The sequence below is a fragment of the Mangrovimonas futianensis genome, assembly GCF_021245805.1.
GTDB classification, from domain to species: Bacteria; Bacteroidota; Bacteroidia; order Flavobacteriales; family Flavobacteriaceae; genus Mangrovimonas; species Mangrovimonas futianensis.
The window spans coordinates 299,541-325,741 of record NZ_JAJJNF010000001.1 but is presented as its reverse complement, the minus strand read 5'-3'; the positions used below and the strand labels follow the sequence as shown (position 1 = coordinate 325,741).

The window sequence follows — 26,201 nt, the reverse complement described above, 5'->3', positions numbered from 1 at the left end:
ACTTAATCTCATGATAGATATATCAACAAAGGAAGTTTGGTTTATAACAGGAAGCCAACACCTATACGGACCAGAAACTTTAGAGCAAGTAGCGCAAAATTCAACAACCATAGCAAAGGCTCTTAACGATTCTTCATTGATTCCAGTCAATGTGGTTTTTAAACCAACGGTCAAATCAACTGAGGAAATATATGAAACGCTTACAGCAGCGAATCAAGCTGAAAACTGTATCGGGATTATCACATGGATGCATACGTTTTCACCAGCAAAAATGTGGATAAGAGGCTTAACTGCACTTCAAAAACCGATGCTTCATTTACATACCCAATTCAACAGAGATATTCCTTGGGGAACTATTGATATGGATTTTATGAATTTAAATCAAGCGGCCCATGGCGATCGTGAGTTTGGATTTATGGTAAGTCGCCTTAGAAAGAACAGAAAGGTTGTTGTTGGACACTGGAATGAAGATTCTGTTCAAAAACAAATTGGAGATTGGACACGTGTAGCAGCTGGTTGGGATGATTGGCAAGGAGCAAAATTTGCACGTTTTGGTGATAATATGCGATTTGTTGCGGTGACAGATGGAGATAAAGTAGAAGCTGAAACCAAATTTGGTTTTTCTGTAAACACCTATGCTGTGGGTGATTTGGTTGAATTTATCAATGCAGTTACTGATGAGCAAATAGATACTTTGGTAAAAGAATATGAATCGTCTTATCATATGGCTGATAGCCTTTTGGAGGGTGGAGCCAATAGAAGCTCTTTAGTCGAGGCTGCAAGAATAGAGCTTGGATTGGAAAAATTCTTGGTTGATGGAGGCTTTAAAGGGTTTACAGATACTTTTGAAGATTTACATGGAATGAGACAATTACCTGGAATTGCCGTTCAAAGGTTGATGGAAAAAGGGTTTGGTTTTGCTGGAGAAGGCGATTGGAAAACAGCAGCATTGGTAAGAGCTATGAAAGTGATGGGGTCTGGTTTGGAAGGTGGAAATGCCTTCATGGAAGATTATACCTATCACCTAGATCCAAAAGCTCCAAGAATTTTAGGTTCACATATGTTAGAAGTAGATCCAGTTTTGGCGGCAGATAAACCTAGTTGTGAAGTACATCCTTTAGGAATTGGAGGTAAAGAAGACCCTGTGCGTCTTGTTTTCAACGGAAGGGAAGGTGACTCTTTGGTGGCGGCTTTAATGGACTTTGGCAACAGATTTAGATTGTTGGTTAATAAAACAGTGGGAGAAAAAGTTAAAGAAGCTTTGCCTAAATTGCCCGTAGCTAGAATCATGTGGAAACCACTTCCTGATTTTGAAACAGCTTGTATGGCTTGGATTTTGGGTGGAGGTGCTCATCATACGTGTTATAGTGAGAATGTGAGTGTGGAACAACTTGAAGATTTCGCTGAAATGGCTGGAATAGAATCTTTGGTTATTGATGAAGATACGACCATCAGAAATTTTAAAAACACCATTCATTCTAATGAGGCCTATTTTAGGTTCCAATAGGATTAACTTTAAAAATCCATCTATATGAATATCTTAAAACGTTCCATACATTGTATATTGGTTGCATTGATTTTTATCAATGTGGGTTGTAAAGACAGTAAAACGGAACAAAAAACAGAAAATGAAATGGAAGTGGAGAATAAATCTACAATAACAAAAACGACCTTCGGGCAAATGCCTGATTCAACAACTGTTGATCAATATACTTTAAAGAATAGCAATGGAGTTGAGATGAATGTCATTACTTATGGAGGAAGAATTACCTCATTTAAAGTTCCAAATAAACAAGGAGCGTTTGAGAATGTCATTTTAGGGTTTGACAATTTAGAAGATTATCTAGGAGATAACCCATTTTTTGGGGCCTTGATAGGACGCTATGGGAATCGAATTGCCAATGCCAAATTCACTTTGGATGGTTCAGAATATACTTTGGCAACCAATGATGGTCCTAATTCCCTTCACGGAGGCGTTAATGGTTTTGATAGGGTAGTTTGGAATGCTGAGCCCATTGAAGGAGGGGATGCTGCCGTTTTAAAACTGACTTATACTAGTAAAGATGGAGAAGAAGGTTTTCCCGGAACTTTAGAAGTGACGGTTGTTTATACCTTGACCAATGATGATGCCTTAGAGGTATCTTATGAGGCTAAAACTGATAAAACAACAGTTGTGAATTTAACGCAACATAGCTATTTTAATTTATCAGGAGATTTTTCTAAAACAATATTAGACCATGAAGTTGTATTGAATTCAGATGCTTATTTACCAGTTGATGCCACTTTGATTCCAACTGGAGAGATTAGAAAAGTGGAAGGTACACCGTTTGATTTTAGACAATCAAAATTAATTGGTAAAGAAATTAATGCCGAAAATGAACAATTGAATCTTGGTAAAGGTTATGACCATTGTTGGGTTTTGAATGGTGAAGGCATGCGATTGGTTGCCTCTGCCTATGAGGCGAATAGTGGAAGGTTCATGGAAGTATATACCGATGAACCTGGAATTCAATTTTACACAGGTAACTTTTTGGATGGAACATTGCCTATGCCAAATGGTGGGACCTATGGACACAGAACAGGATTTTGTCTAGAAACCCAACATTATCCAGATTCTCCAAACCAATCAGAATTTCCAACAACTGTTTTAAAACCTGGAGAAACGTATCAGTCTAAAACCACTTTTAAATTTTCAACTAAATAACTCATTATAACTAACTAAACTTATGCAAGCATTAGAATTATATGATTGGCTAGTGATTGGAATATTTGCCGTTGTACTCATAGGAATTATAGTCTATGTGGTAAAGCAAAAACAATCCAATTCGGCCGACTATTTTCTAGGTGGTAAGGACGCCACTTGGATAGCAATAGGGTCCTCCATTTTTGCATCAAATATTGGTTCAGAACATTTAATTGGTTTGGCAGGTGCCGGAGCCTCAAGTGGAATGGCCATGGCACATTGGGAAATCCAAGGTTGGATGATTTTGATTTTAGGATGGGTTTTTGTCCCATTTTACACCCGAAGTATGGTGTATACCATGCCCGAGTTTTTAGAAAGAAGATACAATAAAGAATCTAGGACCATACTTTCAGTAATTTCCCTGATTAGTTATGTGTTGACCAAAGTAGCAGTTACGGTTTATGCTGGAGGTTTGGTCTTTCAACAGGTTTTTGGAATTGAAACCTTGTGGGGAATCGATTTCTTTTGGATAGCAGCTATTGGATTGGTTGTTATTACAGCTTTGTATACTATTTTTGGTGGGATGAAATCGGTACTTTATACCTCGGTTTTACAAACCCCAATTCTTCTTTTAGGATCTTTAATAATCGTGGTTTTAGGACTCCGTGAGTTAGGTGGCTGGGACAAAATGATGGAAATTACAAGTGCCGTAACCGTAAATGATTATGGTAATTCCATGACAGATTTAATTAGAAGTAACAAAGATCCAAATTTCCCTTGGTTGGGAGCTTTAATAGGTTCTTCTATTATCGGATTTTGGTATTGGTGTACCGATCAATATATTGTTCAGAGAGTACTTTCTGGTAAAAATTTAAAGGAATCCAGACGGGGAACTATTTTTGGAGCTTATTTGAAGTTGTTGCCTGTATTTTTGTTTTTGATTCCAGGGATGATTGCCTTTGCTATCCATCAACAAAGTGTTGGTGCAGGAGGAGAGGGATTCTTACCTTTTCTAGAAAATGGAAATCCAAACGCCGATGCTGCCTTCCCAACTATGGTTGCTAAATTGTTGCCTGCTGGTGTTAAGGGATTGGTTGTTTGCGGTATTCTGGCTGCTTTAATGAGTTCTTTGGCTTCGTTGTTTAATTCATCAGCGATGTTATTTACAATAGATTTTTACAAAAAAATAAGACCTAATACCCCAGAGAAAAAGTTAGTGACCATTGGTCAAATAGCCACTTTGGTGATTGTGATTTTAGGAATCCTTTGGATACCAATTATGAGAAGTGTGGGTGATGTCCTTTATACCTATTTACAGGATGTGCAATCTGTTTTGGCGCCGGGTATAGCTGCAGCATTCTTATTGGGAATCACTTGGAAGAGAACCACAGCACAAGGAGGTATGTGGGGCTTGATTAGTGGTTTGGTAATTGGTTTAACCCGTTTGGGAGCCAAGGTATATTACACTAATAATTTGGACGCCGCCGATTCGGTATTTAAATACCTGTTCTTTGACTTGAATTGGCTGTTCTTCTGTGGATGGATGTTCTTGTTCTGTATTGTAATTGTAGTTGGAGTTAGTATGATGACTAAAGCACCAAGTCCTGAGAAAATAAAAGGATTGGTTTTTGGTACATCTACTCCGGAAGAAAGAGCCGAAGTACGAGCAAGTTGGAACCATTGGGATGTGATTCATACCGTAATTATCCTATTGTTCACAGGTGCTTTCTATTATTACTTCTGGTAATCTAATGGTTAGATAGACATATAAAAAAAACCGGGTATTTACCCGGTTTTTTTATTCTTGTATTTATGTAATTTAGTCTAGTTTTAAAACAAAACCACCATAACCGTTAAGCTCTATTTCTTTTAATTGGTCTGAGGTAACATTTTCAATTTGGAATGAGTTTTTCTGTTTATCAGTAATTAAGGTGCCCGTTTTTGAACCTGTGAATGACAAATCCAATGGAATGGTTTTAGGGATATTTTCACCATTTATTCCTACCACAAACCATGTGCTTCCTTTTCTTCTTGCCATAACAGCATCTTTTCCTGGATATCCTGATAGTAATTTGGATTCATCCCAATCTACGGGTATATTTTTAAGTAACTCAATAACTTCCCCAGGCTGTTTACTCATGCCTTCTGGTATCTCTGCCATATGTTGTACACCAGAGGTAAATAGGATAGGTAGAGCAAGCTCAAATGCTTTGGATGTTCTTCTGTGCATTCTTGGAATGGAGTCTAAAACCATCGGCGTAAAATCCATGGGGTCATAAACATTTCTCGTAAATGGGATGGTGGCGCAATGACTTGGTTGTAAATCTGCATTGACTTGTTCAAAAGTGACAAATTCCTCGCCTTTAATGGATTCCATGGTCATTAAATTTGGATAGGTTCTCTGCCATCCTCGCGGCAATGTGGTACCATGAAAGTTTACAAGAAGTTCATGGGCTGCAGCGTCTTTTAGGATGTCGTGATAATAGGCTATCATGGATTGACCATCGCCTCCAAAAAAGTCAATTTTTACCCCTGCAATACCGATGTCTTTTAATTTTTTGAATTCCGATTCTCGAGCCTCATGAGTTAAAAGCTTGCTTCTTGGCGTGTAGGGAGTGGTATTCCAACTTCCTGCCGAATTGTACCAAACCAAAACTTTGACATCTTTTGATTGGGCATAAGAAGCGAGTTCTGCTAATTTTTCAAATCCGATTTTTTGGTCCCAATCACAATCGATCAGACAATAGTCCCAATTCATGTTTGAGGCATAATCAATAAATTTCTTGGACGTTTCATAATTCGTGAAGTCATCTTTTAGCAACACCCAACTCCAAGACGATAGGCCTCCTTTAATAAAATCTGTATTCATTTCAATAGCCGGGTCGGCTAAATCGGTTCCTAAAGTGCTTTCAGCAATATCTGCTAAGGATCCTATGGTAATGATACGCCAGGGTGTTTCCCATGGAGTGACAGATTCTGGATTTAAAGCACCACCCGGAAATACTTCTTCTGTTTGGGGAAAAGTAACCTGAAGGGCTCCTAACTCCTCATTGTACTTTAGCCTAGAACCACAATAATTTTCCTTAAGGCCAGTTTCAGAAATCAGAGCCCAAACGCTATCTGTTTCAAATAAGGCTGGATAAACCCAGCCTTCACCTATATGAGATGGTTTGTCTGGAGAAATAGCCATTTCATAATGCTCCTCGTAAGAGGGGTTTGTATGTTCCCATCCTGTTTTGGCCTTGGCCATGGGTTGCAACCAAGATTTGGTTTCAGGTCCAAATTTGTAAGAAGTGAATTCTTCTTCAATCCTTTTTAAATCTTCTGATGTTTCTGGAAATTGGTATTTCAAGGCAACCCCATTTTCGGATAATTGAAATAGGATATTAAATTCTTGGTCTTGATTGTTTTTTAAATGAACCGTATACTGTTTTGCTTGATATTCCATTTGTTGTTGTTTACCATGGAACATAGTGTACGAATCAGTTATGGTCTCAGGTTCAGAAACGGAAACCAAACTTAGCTGGCTTTCAAAATTCCCATCGGTTCTTTTTAAGCCTAGTCTTGATGTGTCTAAGACCATTTTCCCCTGATATTTTAATAAATAGTAGGGTTGAAGATTTTTATTTAAATCGAAGGTTAATTCTATGCTACCATCAGCATTTGACAAAATATGCTGGGTAGACTTGTCATGTTTTTGACATCCCCAAAGAATTATGAGGAGACTGCAGATAAAAAAATGTTTCATTAGTATAAGTGTGAAAAATACATTTTAAAGATAGGAAATAACCTAGTTCTGTGAAAATATGAAAGCTAAAATGATAAGTATTTTGTTTTAAAAAGCTCGAAAATACAGGGTTTATAATTTTTAGATAAAAATTTTAAAAAAAATTGAGAAGTTGACAAATGTCATGTTTTGATAGATATTCTGGTTGTATTTTTACACTGTGGTTAAGGAAAAATAAAAATTCAATTTTCATATCCACTCTACAGTTTGGCCACGTTGCCAATTTTATACTGTAGTTTATTTGTCATTAATTGGCTTTTTTTAAAGTGACTTTATTTCTAGTGGAAAAATAAAGAATTCAACAAAGGCTAATTTTTGTTTGATGAGGTTTTGGGAAAAAGAGGGTTGTAAAGCAACCCTCTTTTTTATTGGAGTCTACTCGTCTCTTTCCATTAATAATTAATCGTTTAGAGTATTAAATCAAACATTTAATTTGTAATTTAGATTTCCATCAAAATAAAATCAATGAGGCCACTTTTAATCTTCACCTTACTTATTCCTTTTATTGCATTTTCGCAAAATTCATCCTATCAGATTGATAATAAGCATGTTAAATCCCTAATTTCCAAATATAAAAAGGATCCAAGAGGTCCTTATAAAGATATTCGTTGGTTTTGTGATGATAGCACCATTCAAATGCCCAAAGAACCCTGCGAGGAGGGAGGGATTCAACATGCACGCTATAAGGATGAGGTGGAAGGTTTGGGTGACAAGAGCCATATTTTTCTTGGACAAATTCTTGCTTATACCTCGTTTGATGAATTTTGGGATCAGGAGAATTACCACTCAAGAATCAAACAATACATGATTGAAAAATACCTAAAATCGGTAGATGATGGTTGGGTAAATAGACGGGGACAGTATTATAGAGGAGCTATTCAGGCAGAAGATGAAGCAGCTTGGGGAATAGATTTTTTTCATTGGTTGTTGAAAGAGGATGAAAACATAGCGAAGCACTTTTATTTTGTGAGACAAGCTATCAAAGACATTCCACATATTGGCGATGATAATGTGACGCTACGTATGCGAAGCGAATCTAAATCCATTGCGGATGAATTTGAGCCTTTTATGAATTTAAGAATCAAAATTCATGGTCAGCCACAAGTAGCAGATATCCAAGATGTATTGGCATTTAAGGAAAAGCAGGCTGCCAATTTGACTCCAGAATTGAACAAGCAAATTAATAAACTGGTTAAAACCATGAAGGAATATTTTAAACCAGTTGAAGTGGAGTCTCTTACGAAGTATCTCCAGGATGTTGAAGAAGAACAAATTCGAAATCAGATTGAAAATTATATTTCTTTATATCAAAACGAAAGCGCCCAAATGAAAATACAGGGTGCCTCAGAGTTAATGTGGTTTATTCGAGAACATATTTTAGAAGAAAAGAATGTTGCAGGTAGGTTAGCTTTGTTTGATCTTTCCTTAAAACTAGAGTCTCTAATTACCAAACAAATTGATGAATATCCCGATGATGATGTAACAACCCTAACCGATAAAATATGTTATTTAAGCACTGCATCTGCGGCTTCTGGGTACACTGAAACTTGGGAATGGGAGATGCTACAAACCAGTTTGAGTACGGTGGATGGTAAAAATACCACCTTGGAAGAACTCAATGCTTTTTTAGTAGCTGCTCGAAATCAATTGGAATGGGGCACAGGTAAAAATAATGCGGTTTTTAATCCAATAGTAGAGCTTTATGAAGGATTTGAGCCTTTGGTTCATAGTTTTTTAGATGACCGTATTAGAGGTTCGGTGGCCTTATATCTTGGCAATAGTATTGGAAAACTAGGACAGTTTATTACCGAACAGTCTTCTTTAAGTAATCAAGTTTTAGATATTTCCAACCAAAGTCATTTACATGGGTTAAATCCGGGGTATGCTTATGGGAAGTTGGTCGTGGTTGAAGGTTCGGCAGAAGATTTAAGCGTTAATCCCAATCATATTTATGTATTTGCGAGACCACCATCCGATTTGAAACCTGTAGCTGGTATTTTAAATGTTTCAGAAGGTAATTTGGTTTCACATCTTCAGTTATTAGCAAGAAATCTAGGAATCCCCAATACCTCCTTATCCAGCGATAATGTGAATACCTTAAAAGCCTTTGACGGTCAAACGGTTTTTTATGCTGTTTCCAATAAAGGGAACGTCATAATGAAATTGGAAAAGGATATGACGGAAGTCGAACGGAAGCTTTTTGAAAAGAAGGAGCGAAATACCAATATGATAACGGTTCCTACAGATAAGATCAAATTAGATCGCACAACCATTATCAATCTAAGGGAATTAAATGCCAAATCCTCAGGAATCTATTGCGGACCAAAGGCAGCAAATTTGGGAGAATTGAAAGAAAATTTTCCCGATGATGTGGTTGAGGGATTTGTCATACCGTTTGGGATTTTTCTGGATCACATGAAACAAACCATTCCAGGAGAACAACAAACCTATTGGGATTATTTGAACGGTATTTTTGCTAAGGCTGAAAATATGAAGTCTTCAGGAGAGACCGATGCTAATATTGAAGCGTATCAACTTTCAGAATTGGAAAACTTAAGACAATTGATAAGTCAAATGTCTTTAAAAGATAGTTTTCTAAAAGATATTAATCGCTCCTTTGATAGTATTTTGGGAGTTCCTTTTGGGGAGCAAGCCGTATTTTTAAGAAGTGATACCAATATGGAAGATCTTGGGAATTTTACGGGCGCAGGATTAAATTTAACTTTATTTAATGTCCTTGAAAAGGAGAAAATTCTAAATGGAATTAAAACAGTCTGGGCTTCCCCTTATACGGAACGTAGCTTTAAATGGCGACAAAAGCTTTTGAACAATCCAGAAAATGTATATCCATCCATTGTAGTAATCCCGGGTGTTAACAATGATTATTCTGGTGTCATGATAACGAAGGGGGTCACCACCGGAAAAACAGATGAAGTAACCGTGGCTTTTAGTAAAGGCGTGGGCGGTGCTGTTGATGGTCAGGCTGCTGAAACATGGACTGTCAAACATCAAGGTGAGTTCCATTTGATTGCGCCAGCAAGGGAACCTTTTTACAAATCATTATTAGAAGAGGGCGGTATCGAAACCAAGATGACTACGTTTGAAACCCCCATATTAAGTGTTCAGAATATCAAACAACTTAATTTATTTAGAGAAGAATTGGAATCAAAAATGGAAGCCAAGGGAATCCATGGACCATTTGATGTGGAGTTAGGGTTTAAGGAAAATAAAATATGGCTATTTCAAGTGAGGCCATTTGTAGAGAATAAAAATGCATTGAGTTCAGATTATCTGCAATCTATCACCCCTGATGTTGATTTGAATAAAGAAATTGCTTTGGATGTCAGCTTATAAATTGGGCTGATTATCCAAAATATTTAAGGTTTGGAGAGCTTGTTCTCTAATTAATTTACTTGGGTCGTTTAGTACTATTTTGACCAATGGTATGAAACGTTTTTCACCAGATTTTTCTATCAAGTAAAGAACAGCATGCTTAATTTTAATATCATGCCGTTCCAGAAGAATTTGGTAACATTTGTACTCACTGTAAACCTGTAAGTTTAGTTTTTTAATAATATCTTCAGAAATCTCGTTATCGATAAAGGCAGATTCAGCAATTGGTATTAATTCCTTTTTCAAATCAATATTGAGGAGATTGTCCAAAAACTCGATGGCATAGGCGCGTTGTTCTTCCTCTCCAGAACGAATGATATCCAACAAAGGATCTATATCTTCTGGCAAGTATTTTATACCTAAAAAACTAAAAATACGATGTAATTGCCTGTCCAAACGTTGTTCCAGTATTTGCATCAATCCTTTTCTAGCTGCTATTTCCTGAGAGGTATTAATTTTGGCTTCCTTGTAGCTAATTATAATTTGCGAATGTAAAGACGATAAGATATTTTGATACACTTGGCATTCATCTAATATTTTGCCAATCACAAAACCATCCCTTACTTTTAGGTTTTTATGCTTCCATTTAAGCCGTTTCAAGGACTCAATAGCCTCAATGGAAACAGAATGTTCTGTGGTGTCTATCAATTTGATTAAAGCATTTATTGCTTTTTGGGATTCAAACTGCTCAATCACTTTTGGAATGAATTGGCTATTTTTTAAAGATATTTTATCGTCTAAAATACATTTAGTCAAATAATCGATGATGCCTTCCCCATAGGCATGTAAGGCATCAAATAATTCATCTCTTAATGTTTTTTCCCAAAGTCTAGATAGCATGGGGTCAATGAAATCTTTTGATTTTATTTCTTTAACTGAAATTAAGGCCTGAATCACAATATCATTTTGGTTTGAAGCGAGCGATTGAGTGATAATAGAATAGAACTCTTTGGTCTTAATATTGCCGATGACTTCCAGAATGGTTTTTAACTTATTGGTTTTTATTGGGCCTTCTTCAAAATGAATCCATTCATTAACGGCTTCCTCTAAGGTGGATGTGAAATTAAATTTTTTCTGGAGTGTGGGACTATTGTGTAATTCTTGAGACAGTGCAATAAGAACAGCGTTCTCTATGGACTCATCGTCCTTTATTTTGGAATATTTATTGAAAATATTTGAAGCTTCCGATGGTTTATTCTTAATAATATACCGAAGTGCATGAGTAGTTATTTCTTGATCCTCTTCAAAAATCAAGGGCTCAATTAATGAACTTAAATCATCAGTTTTTAGAAAGTAAAGGTTTTCAATAGCTAATGCTCTTACAGCTTCTGAATCATGGTTAAGGAGATTTTTTAAATCTTCAAAAAAACGTTCGTCAGGCGTCTCTAAAGTGCGATGGAGCATGTGAAGGATTTGGGACTCGTTTCCGTTTTTGAACACGTTTTTTATAGAGCCAACAATGGTGTTTACAGGCACCTCTTTTTTAGGTTGTTCCAGCTTTTTGCTTTTAGAGTGTGGCCTTTCTAAAAGCGATTTAAAGGCATTGATGTATTCCTTTTTAAGTCTGAAAATAAAAAACATCCAAACTAAAATAAATATAGTTGTTAAGATGCTTACAAAGAAATAAGAGCCTTTAAAGACATGTATCACAAACATGAGGAGAAAACCAGCAATACCAGTTGCAATACTATCGATTACAACATCTATAAAGGTTTTTGTCTTCTTTTTAACTTCAAGAGGAACGGGAATCATTAAAAGCTCAGTGGCCGCTTTATTTACAGATTGTTTTAAGCTTCCGTCTGCTATTTTAATAAAGATGACAACCCACAATTCTGGAAAAAACAAAAGCAATACAGAGCCAATTAAGATTCCTGTAGGTAACCATAAAAGGGACTTGCCAACTCCTAACCTTCCTACAATTCGATTAGTCAAAAACAACTGAACCAAAAGGGAAATAACACTTAAGGTAGAAAGCCAAAAAGCAAAAAAGGCAGTAAGTTCTTGTTTGTCTGTTATTATTTCCGATGCAAAATGACTGTATTGATAATCTACTAGTTTAGCAACAATAACTCCAATTCCAATGACAATCCCAATAGAACTCAAAAGAGGAGAGGATTTAATCATTTTAAAAGGAGATTTCTCAATATGCTCACTTTTTAAATGTGCTAATTGATAATGGCTTAATCTAACAACTTCCTTACTCCAAATGAATTTGGTGATGGGTATACACCAAAAAAGCAAAAAGGCAGCTACCAATAAGAGGTTTTCAGAACTCACGAAGCTTGAAAGAGCACTAGTCAAATAGCCTCCAAAAATGCCTCCAGCAATGGCTCCAGCTCCAATAAATCCAAAAACGCGTTTAGCTTCTCTAGCGTTGTAAACGATGTTGGCTAAAATCCAAAATTGAGAAGTTGTTAAAAGGCCATATATGGCAACCCAGATATAGGGAATGTAAAGTAAAAGCCCTAATTTAAGTTTAAAATTGAGGGCCAAACAAAATAAGACCAAGGTGATAATGGAACCTATTAAGGTCCTTATGATGATTTTGTTTAGGGAAAAATGAGCTAAGGCTTTATCGTAAAAAAAAGAGCCAATGATGGCAAATATAGCTGTTAAAACATAACCTGCAGGTAATGCACTGGCCGAAAGTTCTGATAAGAATAGGGAATTAATAGTAGGCTTAACAATGAGGAGGGTTGTTAAGATTAGAAAAATATTGAGCTGCAATAACAGGGTTTTTTGCAGCTCATCTTCAGTAATATCAAATACTTTTAAAAGGTATAAAGTTAACCTTTTAGGTGTTGTTGGCATAGTTAACTAGCATTGATAGCCCTTTCAATAGGGGTTACTAAATTTCTGATGATCTGTTCGCCACCTTCATTCTCTATCAAAGCTACTAAAATATATTTTCTTTCACTATCCCAAACCAAAATGGAATCGGAATGCCAATTTCTCCAAGATCCCGATTTTCTGAACAACTGTGCACTTGGAGCTATTCTTTCAAGGGTATTAACAAATTTGTGATGTAATTCAGGATTGCCCATCATTTCAAGCATGTGCTTGGAGCGCTCTTCATTGACCAATTTTCCATTAACCATCATATAGTAAAACCTACAAACTTGGTCTGCGGTTGCCGCATGACTTAAATTCTTTAAAGGTTCTCTGTTTGTCGGTCCGCTGGCAGCATATCTCTTGCCTACCCATAATCCACCACCGTGATTTTCTTGATAAAAGTGATATCTTTTTGATGTTAATACATCAGCAATTTTCTGGAAACCTAACAAATCAATCATGCGCGTAGTAGCCTGGTTGTTTGATTTGCTTATCATTAATCGCATATCGTTTTTGATTTGCGTATTTTCTATTAATTCACCTCTTTCCAAAGCGTCTTCAGCAGCAAGTAATACAGCAATTTTTGGTAAGCTCGCAGCATACATCATTTCACTGCCGTTAATGGAAGCAAATCGCGGTTGAGAAGGATTATTTAAATCCACAATGCCAACAGACATTTTTTTGCTGTCGATTAATCGTTTCCATTGGTGGTTTTTGAATAATTCATTTTGTAAGGCAGATGTTAGATCACTATTTGAATAGGTGTCCAAAGGCTTGAAATCTTCATCCGGGATAGCTATGGGCAAATGGGAATAATCGACCTCAGTTAATGATTCAATTTTTTTCAAAGCAGATAGGTTAGACCTATTTTTTGAAAAAGTAGAAGTAAATGAAATGGCCAAATAAGCTACCAAGGCTAGTACAAAAAGTAAGTGAAATTTGGTGCTGGGGCGCGTTTTTTCTTGTCTGTTCATCATCTATAACTCATTAAAAACTAGTGCAATGATAAAATTATTTTTTAAAAATTAAAATTTATTAACGTTAAATTATTAGAAATCGATTGCGACTTGGGTTTAACCCTAAAACATCTAAATTGCCAATTATCAAACTTTAAACTGAACGTTTAATAAGCTCTTTTATTATGTGATAGCTAGATCATATTACGTTTTAAATTTGATTTTGGATGTTATGATATCATAAACAAACCCATTAAGAACTTCTTAATGGGTTTGCAGAAAACGAATCGACATATTGCCAGTTACCCTATTGGGGAACATATTTAAAGTTTATAGGCAATCCGAAAGTTACTTTTACTGGTTTGCCACGCTGTTTACCTGGCTCCATGGCAGGCAATAGGCTAATGATTCGTCTGGCTTCCTCTTCCAAAATTTTGTCTGGACCTCGGGTTTTAATGGCAGACACATGTCCGTCCCTGTCAACTGTAAAACTTACCATGACTCTACCATGCATACCCAGTTGTAAAGCAACTTCTGGATATTTGAAGTTCTTTTTAACATGGCCTAGAACTCCAGATTGGAAGCAAGCTCTTAAATCTTGGTTGCTTTTGCCTTCACAACCAGGGAAAATAGGAACTGATTCAACTATTGCAAAAGGAACATCAATTTCTTCCTCTACTTCTTCCACTTCAACTTCATCCACTTGTACTACCTTTTCTTCAATTTTATCAGACTGATTGGATTCAGTACTTTCTATAATTGATTCCTGTACTTCTTCCACATCTTCTACCACATTTATAATTTCAGGTGCAGCAGCAGCTGGTGGTGGAGGTGGAGGTGGAGGTGTATTTAAGTTGGTAATTGGTATGTCTTCTTCAAATTGCTGCTCCATTTGTAAAACGTCGGCAAGCAAAACGTCTTTCTCATAGGATTTATAGTTCAAACCAAAATAGGTAAATAATAGCATGATGTTTAACCCTATGGCGAAGTACAAACCGCTATTTCGGCCAATTTCTACTTCTGGATTTTTTTTAGGTAACATGACTAAAAGTGTTTTTGTTTTCTAATATAAAGTTACGAAAACGCTTTCGTGGAATATATGACATTTGTCATGAGGTTGGATTTTTAAAGGCTTGCTAAACAGTGGTTTGTTTTAGGTAACATGTGTTACTGACAGCGGATAGTGCCAAATGTATTTTTGCTTTATAAATTTTAAGATACATGAAGAATCATACCTATAAATTAATACTGCTCTTGATAATCTCATATTCCTATATGAATGCTCAGGAAAGGGTGGCAATCTCAAAAATGGAGGCCCAAACGGCAGTAAAAGAAAATAACCAAACCCTTAAAATGTCTCAGGAAGATTTTATTCAGGCTAGGGCTGATTTTAGACAGACCAATGCTGTATTTCTTCCCAATATTACAGCATCACATACTGGGTTGTCAACTACCAATCCTCTCATGGCTTTTGGGTCAAAATTGAATCAGGGTATCTTGACGGCTTCAGATTTTAATCCAGACCTTTTAAATAATCCAGATGCGGTTCAAAATTTCGCTACCAAATTTGAAATCCAACAACCATTAATCAATATGGATGGTTTCCTCCAGCGGAAGGCGGCGAAATCTAAAATGGACGCCATGTCTTTAAAGCAAGAGCGCACAGAAGATTACATGGTGTTTGAAGTTGATAAAGCCTACATGCAATTGCAATTGGCTTATAAAGGTATTGAGGTTTTGGAAAAGGCACTCCTAACAGCAGAAGCTAATTATAAGATGGCAACAGATAATTTTAATCAAGGTTACCTACAAAAATCAGATTTACTTGCCGTTGAAGTTCGCGTTACTGAAATCCAAAACCAACTTCAAATAGCAAAAAGCAATGTCCAAAATGGCTCCAATTATTTAGCATTTTTAATGGATGCAAATCAGGATCTCATTTATAAACCTACTGATAGCTTGCAAGTTGAAAACTTGAATGATTTCAACGATACTTCTGTTGCAGAGGATCGATCAGATATAAAGGCTATGGCTATGGCTACAGATGCTTACAAGACCATGTATCAGGCCGATAAAATGACTTTTCTGCCTAGGTTGAATGCCTTTGGGAGTTATGAATTGTATGATGAACATATTTTTCAAGCGGGCTCTAATGGGTATGTAGTGGGCGCCCAGTTAAGTTGGGATATTCTCAATGGGACTAAACGTTTTGGTAAGGCTCAAAAAAGCAAATCGGAATATCAAAAATCCCAATTAGAATATGAGCAGTATGTCTCGCAAAGTCAATTGGAATTGAATAAAGCCAAACGCATGCTCGTAGATGCGAAAAATAAATTAGTGTTGAGTAAACTGGCTATGGAACAGTCGGAAGAATCCTTGCGAATTAGGAAAAATAGATTTGAACAAGGGTTGGAAAAAACAACCGATTTGTTGATGTCTGAGACGCAATATGCTCAGAAACAACTAGAATATTATCAAACGATTTTTGAATACAACTATGCACAGTCTTATGTGCAGTTTCTTACTAAATAAAACAAACACATGAAAAAAGTATATACCATCTCAACTCTATTATTAGTTGCAACCTTATTTAATTGTGGAGGGAAAGAAGAAAAGAATAGTCAAAAGGATATATCACCTATACCGGTGCAAGTATATGAAGCGACTTCCAATAAAGGGAATCCTTTTTTGGCTGTAAGCGGAAAAATTCAAGCGGTCAATAGTGCTGATTTAAGTACCAGAATGATGGGGTACGTTAATGAGGTCTATGTCCATGTTGGTGATCAAGTTAAAAAGGGTCAATTGTTGGTTTCCATTAACAATTCAGATCTTCAAGCAAAGCGAGCTCAAGTTGATGCTAGTATTTTGGAAGCGAAAGCCGCTTATGAAAATGCTAAAAAAGATTATGAAAGATTCCAAACCTTATATAAGCAACAAAGTGCTTCTCAAAAGGAATTAGATGATATGACTGCAAGATACCAAATGGCAAATGCCAGAATGGAGGCAGCAAAACAAATGAAGAATGAAGTAAATGCGCAATTTGCATACGTGAATATCACCGCTCCTTTTGAAGGAGTAGTCACTCAAAAAACAGTGAAAAAAGGCGATATGGCCAATCCTGGAATGCCCTTGATAACCGTTGAGAATCCAAATAAATTTGAGGTGATCGCCATGGTTCCAGAAACTGAAATTTCCCAAATCACAAAGGATAGTTCAGTAGAAATTCAAGTGAAATCACTCAATAAGACTTTAAAAGGAACCGTATCTCAAGTTAGTAGGTCAGCAAAACATACCGGGGGACAATATTTGGTGACCATTCAAATGGAAGAGTCTAATGATGTTATGTCGGGTATGTTTGTTACGGTTCAATTTCCCGTTGAGAAGAAACAGCAATCAGAAGTGGTATTGGTTCCTAAAAGTGCACTTGTAACCAAAGGGCAATTATCAGGGATTTATACAGTAAGTGAAAGCCAGACTGCTATACTAAGATGGGTGCGTTTGGGAAGAACTTACGGAGATATGGTTGAAGTGCTGTCGGGATTATCAATCGATGAGTCGTATATCACATCTTCAGAAGGAAAATTGTTTAATGGTGCCAAAGTATTGGTTCAATAATCAAGTATAAAGATGAAAGAAGGATTAGCTGGTAAGATAGCCAAAGGCTTTATAAGTTCTAAACTTACAGTACTTCTCATGATTGTTTTCATGGTGATTGGTGTATATAGTTCGTTTTTGATTCCACGAGAAGAAGAACCTCAAATTGATGTGCCCATGGCAGATATTTTTGTGGGATATGCTGGTGCCAGTCCAACGGAGGTAGAGTCTAGGGTGATTAAGCCTTTGGAGAAAATCATCTCCAATATAAAAGGTGTGGAATATGTGTATTCCACTTCCATGGAAGAACAAGGAATGGTCATCGTACAGTTTTATGTAGGTGAGGATATTGAGCGCTCTTTTGTAAAACTTTACAATGAAATAAATAAGCACATGGACCAAATGCCCAAGGGTGTCACGATGCCTTTGGTTAAAACACGAGCCATTGATGATGTGCCTATGCTGGCATTAACATTATGGAGTGATAATTATGATGATTTTCAATTGAAACAAATAGCTCAGGAGCTTAAGAGTGAGATTGAAAAAGTGGAAGATGTGGCAATAACCCATGATATTGGTGGTAGAAATAGAGAGTTGCGTGTGGTTTTGGATAAAGATCGTTTGGCGGCAGCTGGTTTGGATATGTTATCTGTTTCTCAAATGATTCAAGCTAATAACCAACAAATGGGAGCTGGGACTTTCGATAAAAATGACGAAGAGTTTTTTGTGACCACAGGTCAATTTTTAAATTCGATAGAAGATGTAGAAAATTTGGTGGTTGGCGTACAGCAACAACAACCTATTTATTTAAAACAAGTAGCCCAAGTATTTGACGGACCTCAAATACCCGTGAATTATGTGAGTTTAGGGTTTGGGCAAGCAAGTGAAAAGCAGGATGTATTTCAGTCTGAATATCCAGCGGTGACCATTTCCATAGCCAAAAGAAAAGGTGCCGATGCCATGAAAATTGCAGATGTTATATTGGACAAGGTAGAGCACTTAAAGAAAAATCTGGTGCCTGATGATGTTCATGTTGAAATCACGAGAAATTATGGAGAAACTGCTTCTCAAAAAGTGTCAGAACTTTTAATGCACTTAATCGGGGCAATCATAGCAGTTACTTTAGTGGTTATGCTGGCCATGGGATGGCGAGGTGGATTGGTTGTCTTTTTGTCGGTGCCCATAACGTTTGCATTGACATTGTTGAGTTATTATTTACTGGATTATACCTTAAATAGAATCACCCTGTTTGCCTTGGTCTTTGTAACGGGTATTGTGGTGGATGACTCCATTATCATTGCAGAGAATATGCATCGACATTTCAAGATGAAACGCCTCCCATTTAAGCAAGCAGCGCTTTATGCCATTAATGAAGTTGGGAACCCAACCATTTTGGCAACCTTTACAGTTATTGCTTCTGTGTTGCCAATGGCATTTGTATCTGGATTAATGGGGCCTTATATGAGTCCGATGCCAATAGGAGCTTCCATAGCCATGTTGTTGTCTTTGTTCGTTGCCTTAACGATTACCCCATATCTAGGTTATATTTTCTTAAGGGAAAAGGATAAAAAGGCTGAAGATGACCCAGAGAAGAAGGATGTTTCTGGAACCTTTATTTTTAGAATGTATGAGAAGTTTGAAAAACCACTGATTGAGAATAAAACCAAACGTTGGACCTTTTTAGGAATTACCATTTTCTTGCTTCTGGGTTCTGTGTCTTTGTTCTTTACCAAATCCGTGGCGGTTAAAATGCTACCATTCGATAATAAAAATGAATTTCAGGTAGTCATTGATATGCCAGAAGGAACCACTTTAGAAAGAACTTCGGTGGTAGCAAGGGAAATTGGGCAATATTTAGCAACAAGACCTGAGGTGGTGAACTACCAAAGCTATGTTGGGGCTTCTGCTCCAATAACCTTTAACGGTTTGGTAAGGCATTATGATTTACGCGGAGGTAGTAATATGGCAGATATTCAGGTAAACTTAACCGATAAGCATGATCGGGATGTTCAAAGTCATGACATTGCCAAATCTATGCGTCCTGATATTCAAAAGATTGCGAAGAAATATCAAGCTAATGTCAAGTTGGTTGAGGTTCCACCAGGGCCACCAGTATTATCTACCATTGTTGCTGAAATCTACGGTCCCGATTACGATCAACAAATGGAAGTGGCAAATCATGTTCAGGACATTCTTAAAAATACCAATGATGTGGTTGATATTGATTGGATGGTAGAAGACGACCAGGTGGAGTATCAATTTGTCGTTGATAGGGAAAAAGCCATGTTAAATGGTATTGCACCCCAGCAAATTGTGTATACCATGAATATGGCATTGTCCAATAAGCCAGTTGCTGCTTTGTATGATAAGAATGCTGTTCATCAAGTAGGAATTGTACTTGCTTTAGACGAGAAGGAAAAGTCAACTCTTATGGATATTTCACAATTAAAAGTGGCTTCCAATCAAGGAGGCATGGTCCCCATCGCAGACCTTGTCGATATTCAACAAGTAACTAAGGCCAAAAGTATTTATAGAAAAAATCAGAAAAGAGTTGTTTATGTGATGGCTGATATGGCAGGAAAGCTTGAGAGTCCGGTATATGCCATTTTAGGAATGAGTGATAAACTTCAAAATATTCCTTTGCCTGATGGGTATGCTATGGATGAGTTGTACATAAAGCAGCCTCGTTTTGAAGATGACTATACCGTTAAGTGGGATGGAGAGTGGCAAATTACCTTAGAAGTTTTTAGGGATTTAGGTATAGCTTTCTTAGGTGTCATAATCATTATATACATATTGATTGTAGGGTGGTTTCAAAACTTTAAAGCACCCGTTGTAATGATGGTTGCCATACCATTGTCCCTAGTGGGAATTGTCTTGGGACATTGGATGATGGGAGCTTTCTTTACAGCTACCTCCTTTATCGGGATGATTGCTTTAGCGGGGATTATGGTTCGAAATTCGGTTTTGCTTATTGATTTTGTGAATTTGAGGTTGGCAGAGGGCATTCCTTTAAAACAAGCAGTTATTGAAGCTGGAGCAGTAAGAACCACACCTATTTTATTAACAGCTGGTACGGTTGTTATAGGGGCTTTTGTGATTCTATTTGATCCTATTTTTCAAGGGTTGGCTATTTCACTTATGGGAGGAACCATTGTTTCAACCATTCTGACCTTATTGGTAGTGCCTTTAGTTTACTACATGATTGAACGTAAAAATTATCAAGATTAAAAAAACAGGTATATGAAATTAGTCATAGTAACAGCAGTAGAAGTCTTTGAAAAGGATGTTTTGAGACTTTTTAAGAAAGCTGGAATAGAAAGTTTCAGCAGTTCTGAAATTGACGGTTATAAGAATGCGCCCACTTTGTTGGCAACTTCTAGTTGGTTTCCTAATGTAAAAGGAGGTAATGAATCAAGTATGTTCTTTTCATTTACAGATGAAGAGCACATTGATACTTTGTTTGGATTGATTTCAGATTTCAATAAAGATTTGGAAACCAATAATCCCATGAAAGCCATTGTAGTTCCAATTGAAAAACACATTTAAAATTAAATAAGATGATTAATAGGTATATAAGAGCAATTGCAGGAACGTTTGTAATAATTAGTGTGCTGCTAGGAATGTACGTAAACGAAAACTGGTTTTGGTTTACAATATTTGTTGGGGCCAATTTACTGCAATCTTCAATTACCAAATGGTGCTTAATGGAAGATATTTTAAAGAAAATAGGGATTAAGGATTAATCCATTTATAGCGCAATAAATATTAGGTAATTAGATAACCCAGACAGATTAATTGTCTGGGTTTTTTGGTTTTATAATGATTCTAATTAATGGTTAAAAAATGAACGAAACATGACTATTGTCATAGTTATTCTTCAAGAGCTAGTTTACCTTTAACATGTTGAAAATGAAATTAAAAATGTTCGTATTATGGAACTAAAAAACAAAACCAAAACTCGAGTCTACACCTTTGGTGACAAAAAAGCCGATGGAGATAGTTCGATGAAGAACTTGTTAGGTGGTAAAGGAGCCAACCTAGCAGAAATGAGTGCTATAGGAATTCCGGTTCCTCCAGGATTTACCATTACTACAGAAGTATGTACTGAATATAATCAATTAGGAAAAGAAGCTGTTATTAGTCTTCTCAAGAAAGATGTAGAAACCGCAGTGAACAACGTTGAAAAAACAATGGGAGCCAAATTTGGAGACTCCAAAAACCCGTTGTTGCTCTCTGTTCGTTCAGGGGCACGTGTTTCTATGCCTGGGATGATGGATACCGTTCTTAATCTTGGTTTGAATGATGACGTAGTGCAAGGACTGGCCAAAAAGACTAAGAATGATCGTTTTGCATGGGATTCTTACCGTCGTTTTGTTCAAATGTATGGTAGTGTGGTAATGGGAATGAAACCTATAAATAAGGATGATTTAGATCCTTTTGAAGAAATAATTGATAACCTTAAGGAGAAACGTGAAATAGAGTTGGATACCGAATTCACCGTTCAAGATCTTAAGGATTTGGTGTTTGATTTCAAAAAAGCCATCTATCGCCGTTTAGGAAAAGAATTCCCTTCAGATCCATGGGATCAGTTATGGCTGGCGGTCATGGCCGTATTTGATAGCTGGAATGGAAAACGTGCTGTATATTACAGAAATATGCATGGATATCCAGCAGATTGGGGAACAGCTGTAAACGTTCAGGCCATGGTATTTGGAAATATGGGTGATAATTCGGGTACCGGAGTGTGTTTCACTAGAGATGCAGGTTCTGGAGAGAACCTATTCAATGGCGAATATTTATTGAACGCTCAAGGTGAAGATGTTGTTGCTGGTGTTCGTACGCCCCAACAAATTACCAAAATCGGATCTCAAAGATGGGCAGAACTTGCTCAAGTTACTGAGAAAATAAGAAAATCCAAATTTGCTTCATTAGAAGAGTTGATGCCTGAGATTTTTAATGAATTAAATGGTTATCAAGAAACGCTTGAAAAGCATTATCGAGATATGCAGGATATGGAGTTTACCATTCAAGAAGGTAAATTATGGATTCTACAAACTAGAAATGGAAAACGTACTGGTGCAGCTATGGTAAAAATTGCTATAGACTTGCTTGAGCAAGGAGCAATTTCTGAGGAAGAAGCGCTTTTACGCATCGAACCAAATAAATTAGATGAATTACTACATCCTGTTTTTGATCCTAAGGCACTTAAATCTGCCCATGTGATTACACAAGGTCTTCCTGCTTCTCCAGGAGCCGCTACAGGTCAATTGGTGTTCTTTGCTGAAGATGCCAATAAATTTAAAAATAGCATTTTAGCTCGTGTAGAAACCTCTCCTGAAGATTTGGAAGGAATGAATTTATCTAAAGGTATTTTAACTGCTAGAGGAGGAATGACTTCACATGCTGCGGTTGTAGCCAGAGGAATGGGTAAATGCTGTGTGGCTGGTGCTGGAGCCATTAAAATAAATTATAAATCTAAAACCATGAGAGTGGAAGGAAAAGAGTATCATGAAGGAGACTGGATTTCACTCAATGGTTCTACAGGAAATATTATTGATGGCAAAGTAGCTACAGTTGAGCCCGAATTAACAGGTGAGTTTGCAAAAATCATGGAGTTGTCAGATAAGTATAGCAGCATGAAAGTGCGTGCCAATGCAGATACGCCACAAGATGCAAAAATTGCTAGAAGTTTTGGAGCTTCAGGTGTTGGATTAACCCGTACTGAGCATATGTTTTTCGAAGTAGATCGTATTAAAGCTATGCGTGAAATGATTTTGGCAGATACAGTTAAAGGAAGAAAACAAGCCCTTGCCAAATTATTACCTATGCAACGTAGTGACTTTGAAGGATTGTTTGAAGCCATGGAAGGTCTGCCAGTAACTATTCGTTTATTGGATCCACCATTGCACGAATTCGTCCCTCACCAATTGGCAACGTTACGTGAGTTGGCAGAGGAGATGCATGTGTCTTTAGAATCTGTAAAATCTAAAGTAGCAGACTTGGAAGAATTTAACCCTATGTTGGGTCACCGTGGTTGCCGTTTAGGAAATACCTATCCAGAAATTACAGAAATGCAAACACGTGCCATTATTGAAGCAGCGTTGAATTTGAAACAACGAGGTATTGAGACAAAACCAGAAATCATGATTCCTTTGGTAGGTATTTATGAGGAGTTTGTGGCTCAGGAAACCATTGTTAGAGAAACTGCCGAAACCATTTTTGAGGAAAGAAAAGATCGCGTTGAATATTTCGTTGGAACCATGATGGAAGTTCCTCGCGCCACTTTGATGGCAGATCAAATAGCTAAGAGAGCAGACTTCTTCTCTTTCGGAACCAATGACTTAACCCAAATGACTTTTGGTTACTCAAGAGATGATTCTGGTAAGTTCTTACCAATTTATTTAGAAAAAGGTATCCTTAAGAACGATCCTTTTGAAGTGCTAGATCAAGCAGGTGTTGGGCAATTGGTTCAATTAGGTACAGGAAGAGGTAGAAGTGTGAATCCGATGCTAAAAGTAGGAATATGTGGAGAGCATGGTGGTGAACCTTCTTCAGTTGAGTTCTGCTATAATACCGGATTAGATTATGTAAGCTGTTCACCTTATAGAGTTCCCATAGCAAGAGTAGCTGCGGCACAAGCAGCTATTAAAAGTGTCCTAAATTAAAGGAAACTTGTTTGGTGAGAAAACCCGAAATCTGATAATGATTTCGGGTTTTTTTATTGGTTTAAATGCTGATAATTGTCATAGAAGATTTTAACATTTGGAGGTAACTTTGTAAATAATAAGGAATTATATGATATCAGATATTGAAATAGCCCAAAGTTGTGAGTTAAAGCCCATATCGGAAATTGCTGAAAAACTTAAAGTTCCAACAGATGAATTAGAGCTTTATGGAAAGTATAAAGCTAAACTTCCTCTTTCTTTAATCCAGGATGATACCATTGAGAAAAGTCATTTGATTTTAGTGACTGCTATTACTCCTACTCCAGCTGGAGAGGGTAAAACGACTGTTTCAATTGGTTTGGCTGAAGGTTTAAGTGAAATAGGAAAGCAAGCTGTGGTAGTATTACGGGAACCATCATTGGGTCCTGTTTTTGGAATTAAGGGCGGTGCTGCAGGCGGAGGTAATGCCCAAGTGGTTCCAATGGAAGATATCAATTTACATTTTACTGGAGATTTTAATGCGGTAGAAAAGGCAAATAACCTATTGGCTGCTTTAATAGATAATGAGATCCATTTTAATGGCAATGATCTAAACATAGATTCTAGAACCGTGACCTGGAAGCGGGTCATGGATATAAATGATCGGGCATTACGTCAGGTCATTACTGGGTTGGGAGGAAAAATAAATGGTGTTCCTCGCGAAACAGGATTTGATATTACTCCGGCATCAGAAGTGATGGCTATTTTATGTATGGCCAAGGATTTTGAAGATCTCAAGACAAGGTTGGGAAATATATTGGTTGGCTTTACACATGATCGATTACCGGTATTTGCTAGGGATTTGAAAGCGGAGGATGCCATGGCTATCTTATTGAAGGATGCTATGAAGCCCAATTTGGTTCAGACTCTTAATGGGACTCCAGCTATTATCCATGGTGGTCCTTTTGCTAATATTGCTCAAGGAACAAATACCTTAGTGGCAACAAAAATGGGGTTGAGTCTTTCCAATTTTGTTGTAACCGAAGCTGGATTTGGAGCTGATTTGGGTGCTGAAAAGTTTTTGAATATTAAATCGGTTGCTGGAGGGCTAAAGCCTGAGATTGTCGTTGTGGTTGCCACCATTAGAGCCCTCAAGCATCATGGAGGGGTAGGAAAAGAGCAATATGATATTCCAGATGTTGATGCTGTAACTAAAGGGTTTTCAAATTTGCAGAAGCATTTGGAGAACATTCAAAAGTTTAATTTAATTCCTATAGTAGCAATCAATAAGTTTGAATCTGACAGTGATGAAGAAATTGCTCAAGTAATAGCATTGTGTAACGAACTAAGGGTTCAGGCAGTGGTATCAAATAGCCATAGATTAGGAGGAAAAGGAAATATGGAGCTTGCACAAATGGTAGTGGATAGTCTTGATGAGCCAACAAATTTCAGGCCCTTATATGCTTCAACACAAAGTATTGAAGATAAAATAGATGTCGTTGCAAAGGAAATTTATGGAGCTAGCCGAATTGAATATGATAAAAGAGCTTTAAATAAATTGAAAACCATAAAGAACTTGAATATGGAACATTTGGCGGTATGTATTGCCAAAACCCAGATGTCATTTTCTCAAGATCCTAAAAAAATAGGAAGACCCACCGATTTTACGATTGTAATTAGAGATATAGAAATTGCCTCAGGAGCAGGTTTTGTAATTCCCATAGTTGGAGACATGATGCGAATGCCAGGGCTTCCTAAACATCCTGCTTCAGAAAATATGCAGATTGATGCTTTTGGTAAAATTAAAGGACTTTCATAAACTTCCCTAAGTTGATTAATAGCAAACAATTAGTCCTTTAATGAATAAGCCCCACCTTTAATAGTGGGGCTTAACTTTTAATGCTGGAATAAATAGTTAATTAAGCCACTTTAAGAAATAATCCATCATTTCTTCTTTTAGCTCATAGTGTAGCTTTAAATAGGTTTTAATATCGTCGCGTAATGGTCGTTGTTCATAAAGCAACCTACCGTCTATAGCTTCGGTCATGTCTGCTATTTCCAAGTTGTGCATTTTTTGCTTGCACCGGTGAATTAATTTTGAAATAGCATCCTTTTCTAAAGCAATGCGATTTTCAAACATCTCTAGAGGTTTAAAAACTTCAGAAGTATATTCTCGAGAAGCTATTTCCTCTAATTTGGTTTTAAACGTTTCCATCTCATTGAAATGAAAACGTAGTTCTCTAATCCAGGTTTCTAGATTAAATTTTAGGTCACTTAAATAAGATATTTTGGTTTCCATAAACTATCTG

Annotated in this window: 16 protein-coding genes; 11 read left to right on the top strand and 5 right to left on the bottom strand. The window is 36.9% G+C overall.

Annotated elements, in window-relative coordinates; all coding sequences use genetic code 11:
• Positions 1-10: 10 nt before the first annotated feature.
• The 3 genes from araA to LOK78_RS01475 are packed head-to-tail and all read left to right on the top strand — an operon-like array spanning position 11 to position 4,430.
• Positions 11-1,507 (top strand): L-arabinose isomerase, encoded by a 1,497-nt coding sequence (gene araA, locus LOK78_RS01485; RefSeq protein WP_232633263.1) that lies wholly within the window; start codon positions 11-13, stop codon positions 1,505-1,507.
• A 24-nt stretch (positions 1,508-1,531) separates the two neighbouring features.
• Entirely contained in the window at positions 1,532-2,704 is a 1,173-nt protein-coding gene (locus LOK78_RS01480) for an aldose epimerase family protein (RefSeq protein WP_232633262.1), read from the top strand.
• A 22-nt stretch (positions 2,705-2,726) separates the two neighbouring features.
• The gene (locus LOK78_RS01475) at positions 2,727-4,430 is read left to right on the top strand and encodes a sodium:solute symporter (protein WP_166957697.1); all 1,704 of its coding nucleotides are present in this window, start codon (positions 2,727-2,729) and stop codon (positions 4,428-4,430) included.
• Positions 4,431-4,502: 72 nt separating this feature from the next.
• Here the strand turns inward: LOK78_RS01475 and LOK78_RS01470 are convergent, their stop codons facing one another.
• A complete protein-coding gene (locus LOK78_RS01470) occupies positions 4,503-6,431 on the bottom strand; it encodes a glycoside hydrolase family 97 protein (protein ID WP_232633261.1) in 1,929 nt (642 codons plus the stop codon).
• A gap of 504 nt (positions 6,432-6,935) precedes the next feature.
• Here LOK78_RS01470 and LOK78_RS01465 point away from each other — a divergent pair.
• Positions 6,936-9,824, top strand: coding sequence for a PEP/pyruvate-binding domain-containing protein (locus tag LOK78_RS01465; protein ID WP_232633260.1), 2,889 nt, complete (start codon positions 6,936-6,938; stop codon positions 9,822-9,824).
• Here LOK78_RS01465 and LOK78_RS01460 read toward each other — a convergent pair.
• From LOK78_RS01460 to LOK78_RS01450, 3 genes are all read right to left on the bottom strand, one after another.
• Positions 9,819-12,674 (bottom strand): NTP/NDP exchange transporter, encoded by a 2,856-nt coding sequence (locus LOK78_RS01460; RefSeq protein WP_232633259.1) that lies wholly within the window; start codon positions 12,672-12,674, stop codon positions 9,819-9,821. The genes LOK78_RS01465 and LOK78_RS01460 overlap by 6 nt on opposite strands.
• A gap of 2 nt (positions 12,675-12,676) precedes the next feature.
• Positions 12,677-13,672, bottom strand: a complete 996-nt coding sequence (locus LOK78_RS01455) for a serine hydrolase (RefSeq protein WP_232633258.1) — start codon at positions 13,670-13,672, stop codon at positions 12,677-12,679.
• 286 nt (positions 13,673-13,958) lie between these two features.
• Positions 13,959-14,693 carry an energy transducer TonB gene (locus tag LOK78_RS01450; RefSeq protein ID WP_232633257.1) on the bottom strand — a complete coding sequence of 245 codons (735 nt, stop codon included), beginning with the start codon at positions 14,691-14,693 and terminating at the stop codon, positions 13,959-13,961.
• A 179-nt stretch (positions 14,694-14,872) separates the two neighbouring features.
• On the opposite strand from LOK78_RS01450, the gene LOK78_RS01445 reads away from it, so the two are divergent.
• The 7 genes from LOK78_RS01445 (at position 14,873) to LOK78_RS01415 (ending at position 25,711) form a co-directional block, all read left to right on the top strand.
• Entirely contained in the window at positions 14,873-16,183 is a 1,311-nt protein-coding gene (locus LOK78_RS01445) for a TolC family protein (protein ID WP_232633256.1), read from the top strand.
• Positions 16,184-16,192: 9 nt separating this feature from the next.
• The gene (locus LOK78_RS01440; protein ID WP_232633255.1) at positions 16,193-17,266 is read left to right on the top strand and encodes an efflux RND transporter periplasmic adaptor subunit; all 1,074 of its coding nucleotides are present in this window, start codon (positions 16,193-16,195) and stop codon (positions 17,264-17,266) included.
• A 12-nt stretch (positions 17,267-17,278) separates the two neighbouring features.
• Complete coding sequence (locus LOK78_RS01435; protein WP_232633254.1) at positions 17,279-20,476, top strand: efflux RND transporter permease subunit; 3,198 nt, start codon at positions 17,279-17,281, stop codon at positions 20,474-20,476.
• Between the two features lie 12 nt (positions 20,477-20,488).
• The gene (locus tag LOK78_RS01430) at positions 20,489-20,794 is read left to right on the top strand and encodes a hypothetical protein (RefSeq protein ID WP_053971286.1); all 306 of its coding nucleotides are present in this window, start codon (positions 20,489-20,491) and stop codon (positions 20,792-20,794) included.
• Between the two features lie 11 nt (positions 20,795-20,805).
• Positions 20,806-20,991, top strand: a complete 186-nt coding sequence (locus LOK78_RS01425; protein WP_053971287.1) for a YgaP family membrane protein — start codon at positions 20,806-20,808, stop codon at positions 20,989-20,991.
• A gap of 189 nt (positions 20,992-21,180) precedes the next feature.
• Entirely contained in the window at positions 21,181-23,913 is a 2,733-nt protein-coding gene (gene ppdK, locus LOK78_RS01420; protein ID WP_232633253.1) for a pyruvate, phosphate dikinase, read from the top strand.
• Positions 23,914-24,043: 130 nt separating this feature from the next.
• Complete coding sequence (locus tag LOK78_RS01415) at positions 24,044-25,711, top strand: formate--tetrahydrofolate ligase (protein ID WP_232633252.1); 1,668 nt, start codon at positions 24,044-24,046, stop codon at positions 25,709-25,711.
• A 96-nt stretch (positions 25,712-25,807) separates the two neighbouring features.
• On the opposite strand, the gene LOK78_RS01410 is transcribed toward LOK78_RS01415, so the two are convergent.
• Positions 25,808-26,191 (bottom strand): hypothetical protein, encoded by a 384-nt coding sequence (locus LOK78_RS01410; protein ID WP_053971290.1) that lies wholly within the window; start codon positions 26,189-26,191, stop codon positions 25,808-25,810.
• Positions 26,192-26,201: the final 10 nt, after the last annotated feature.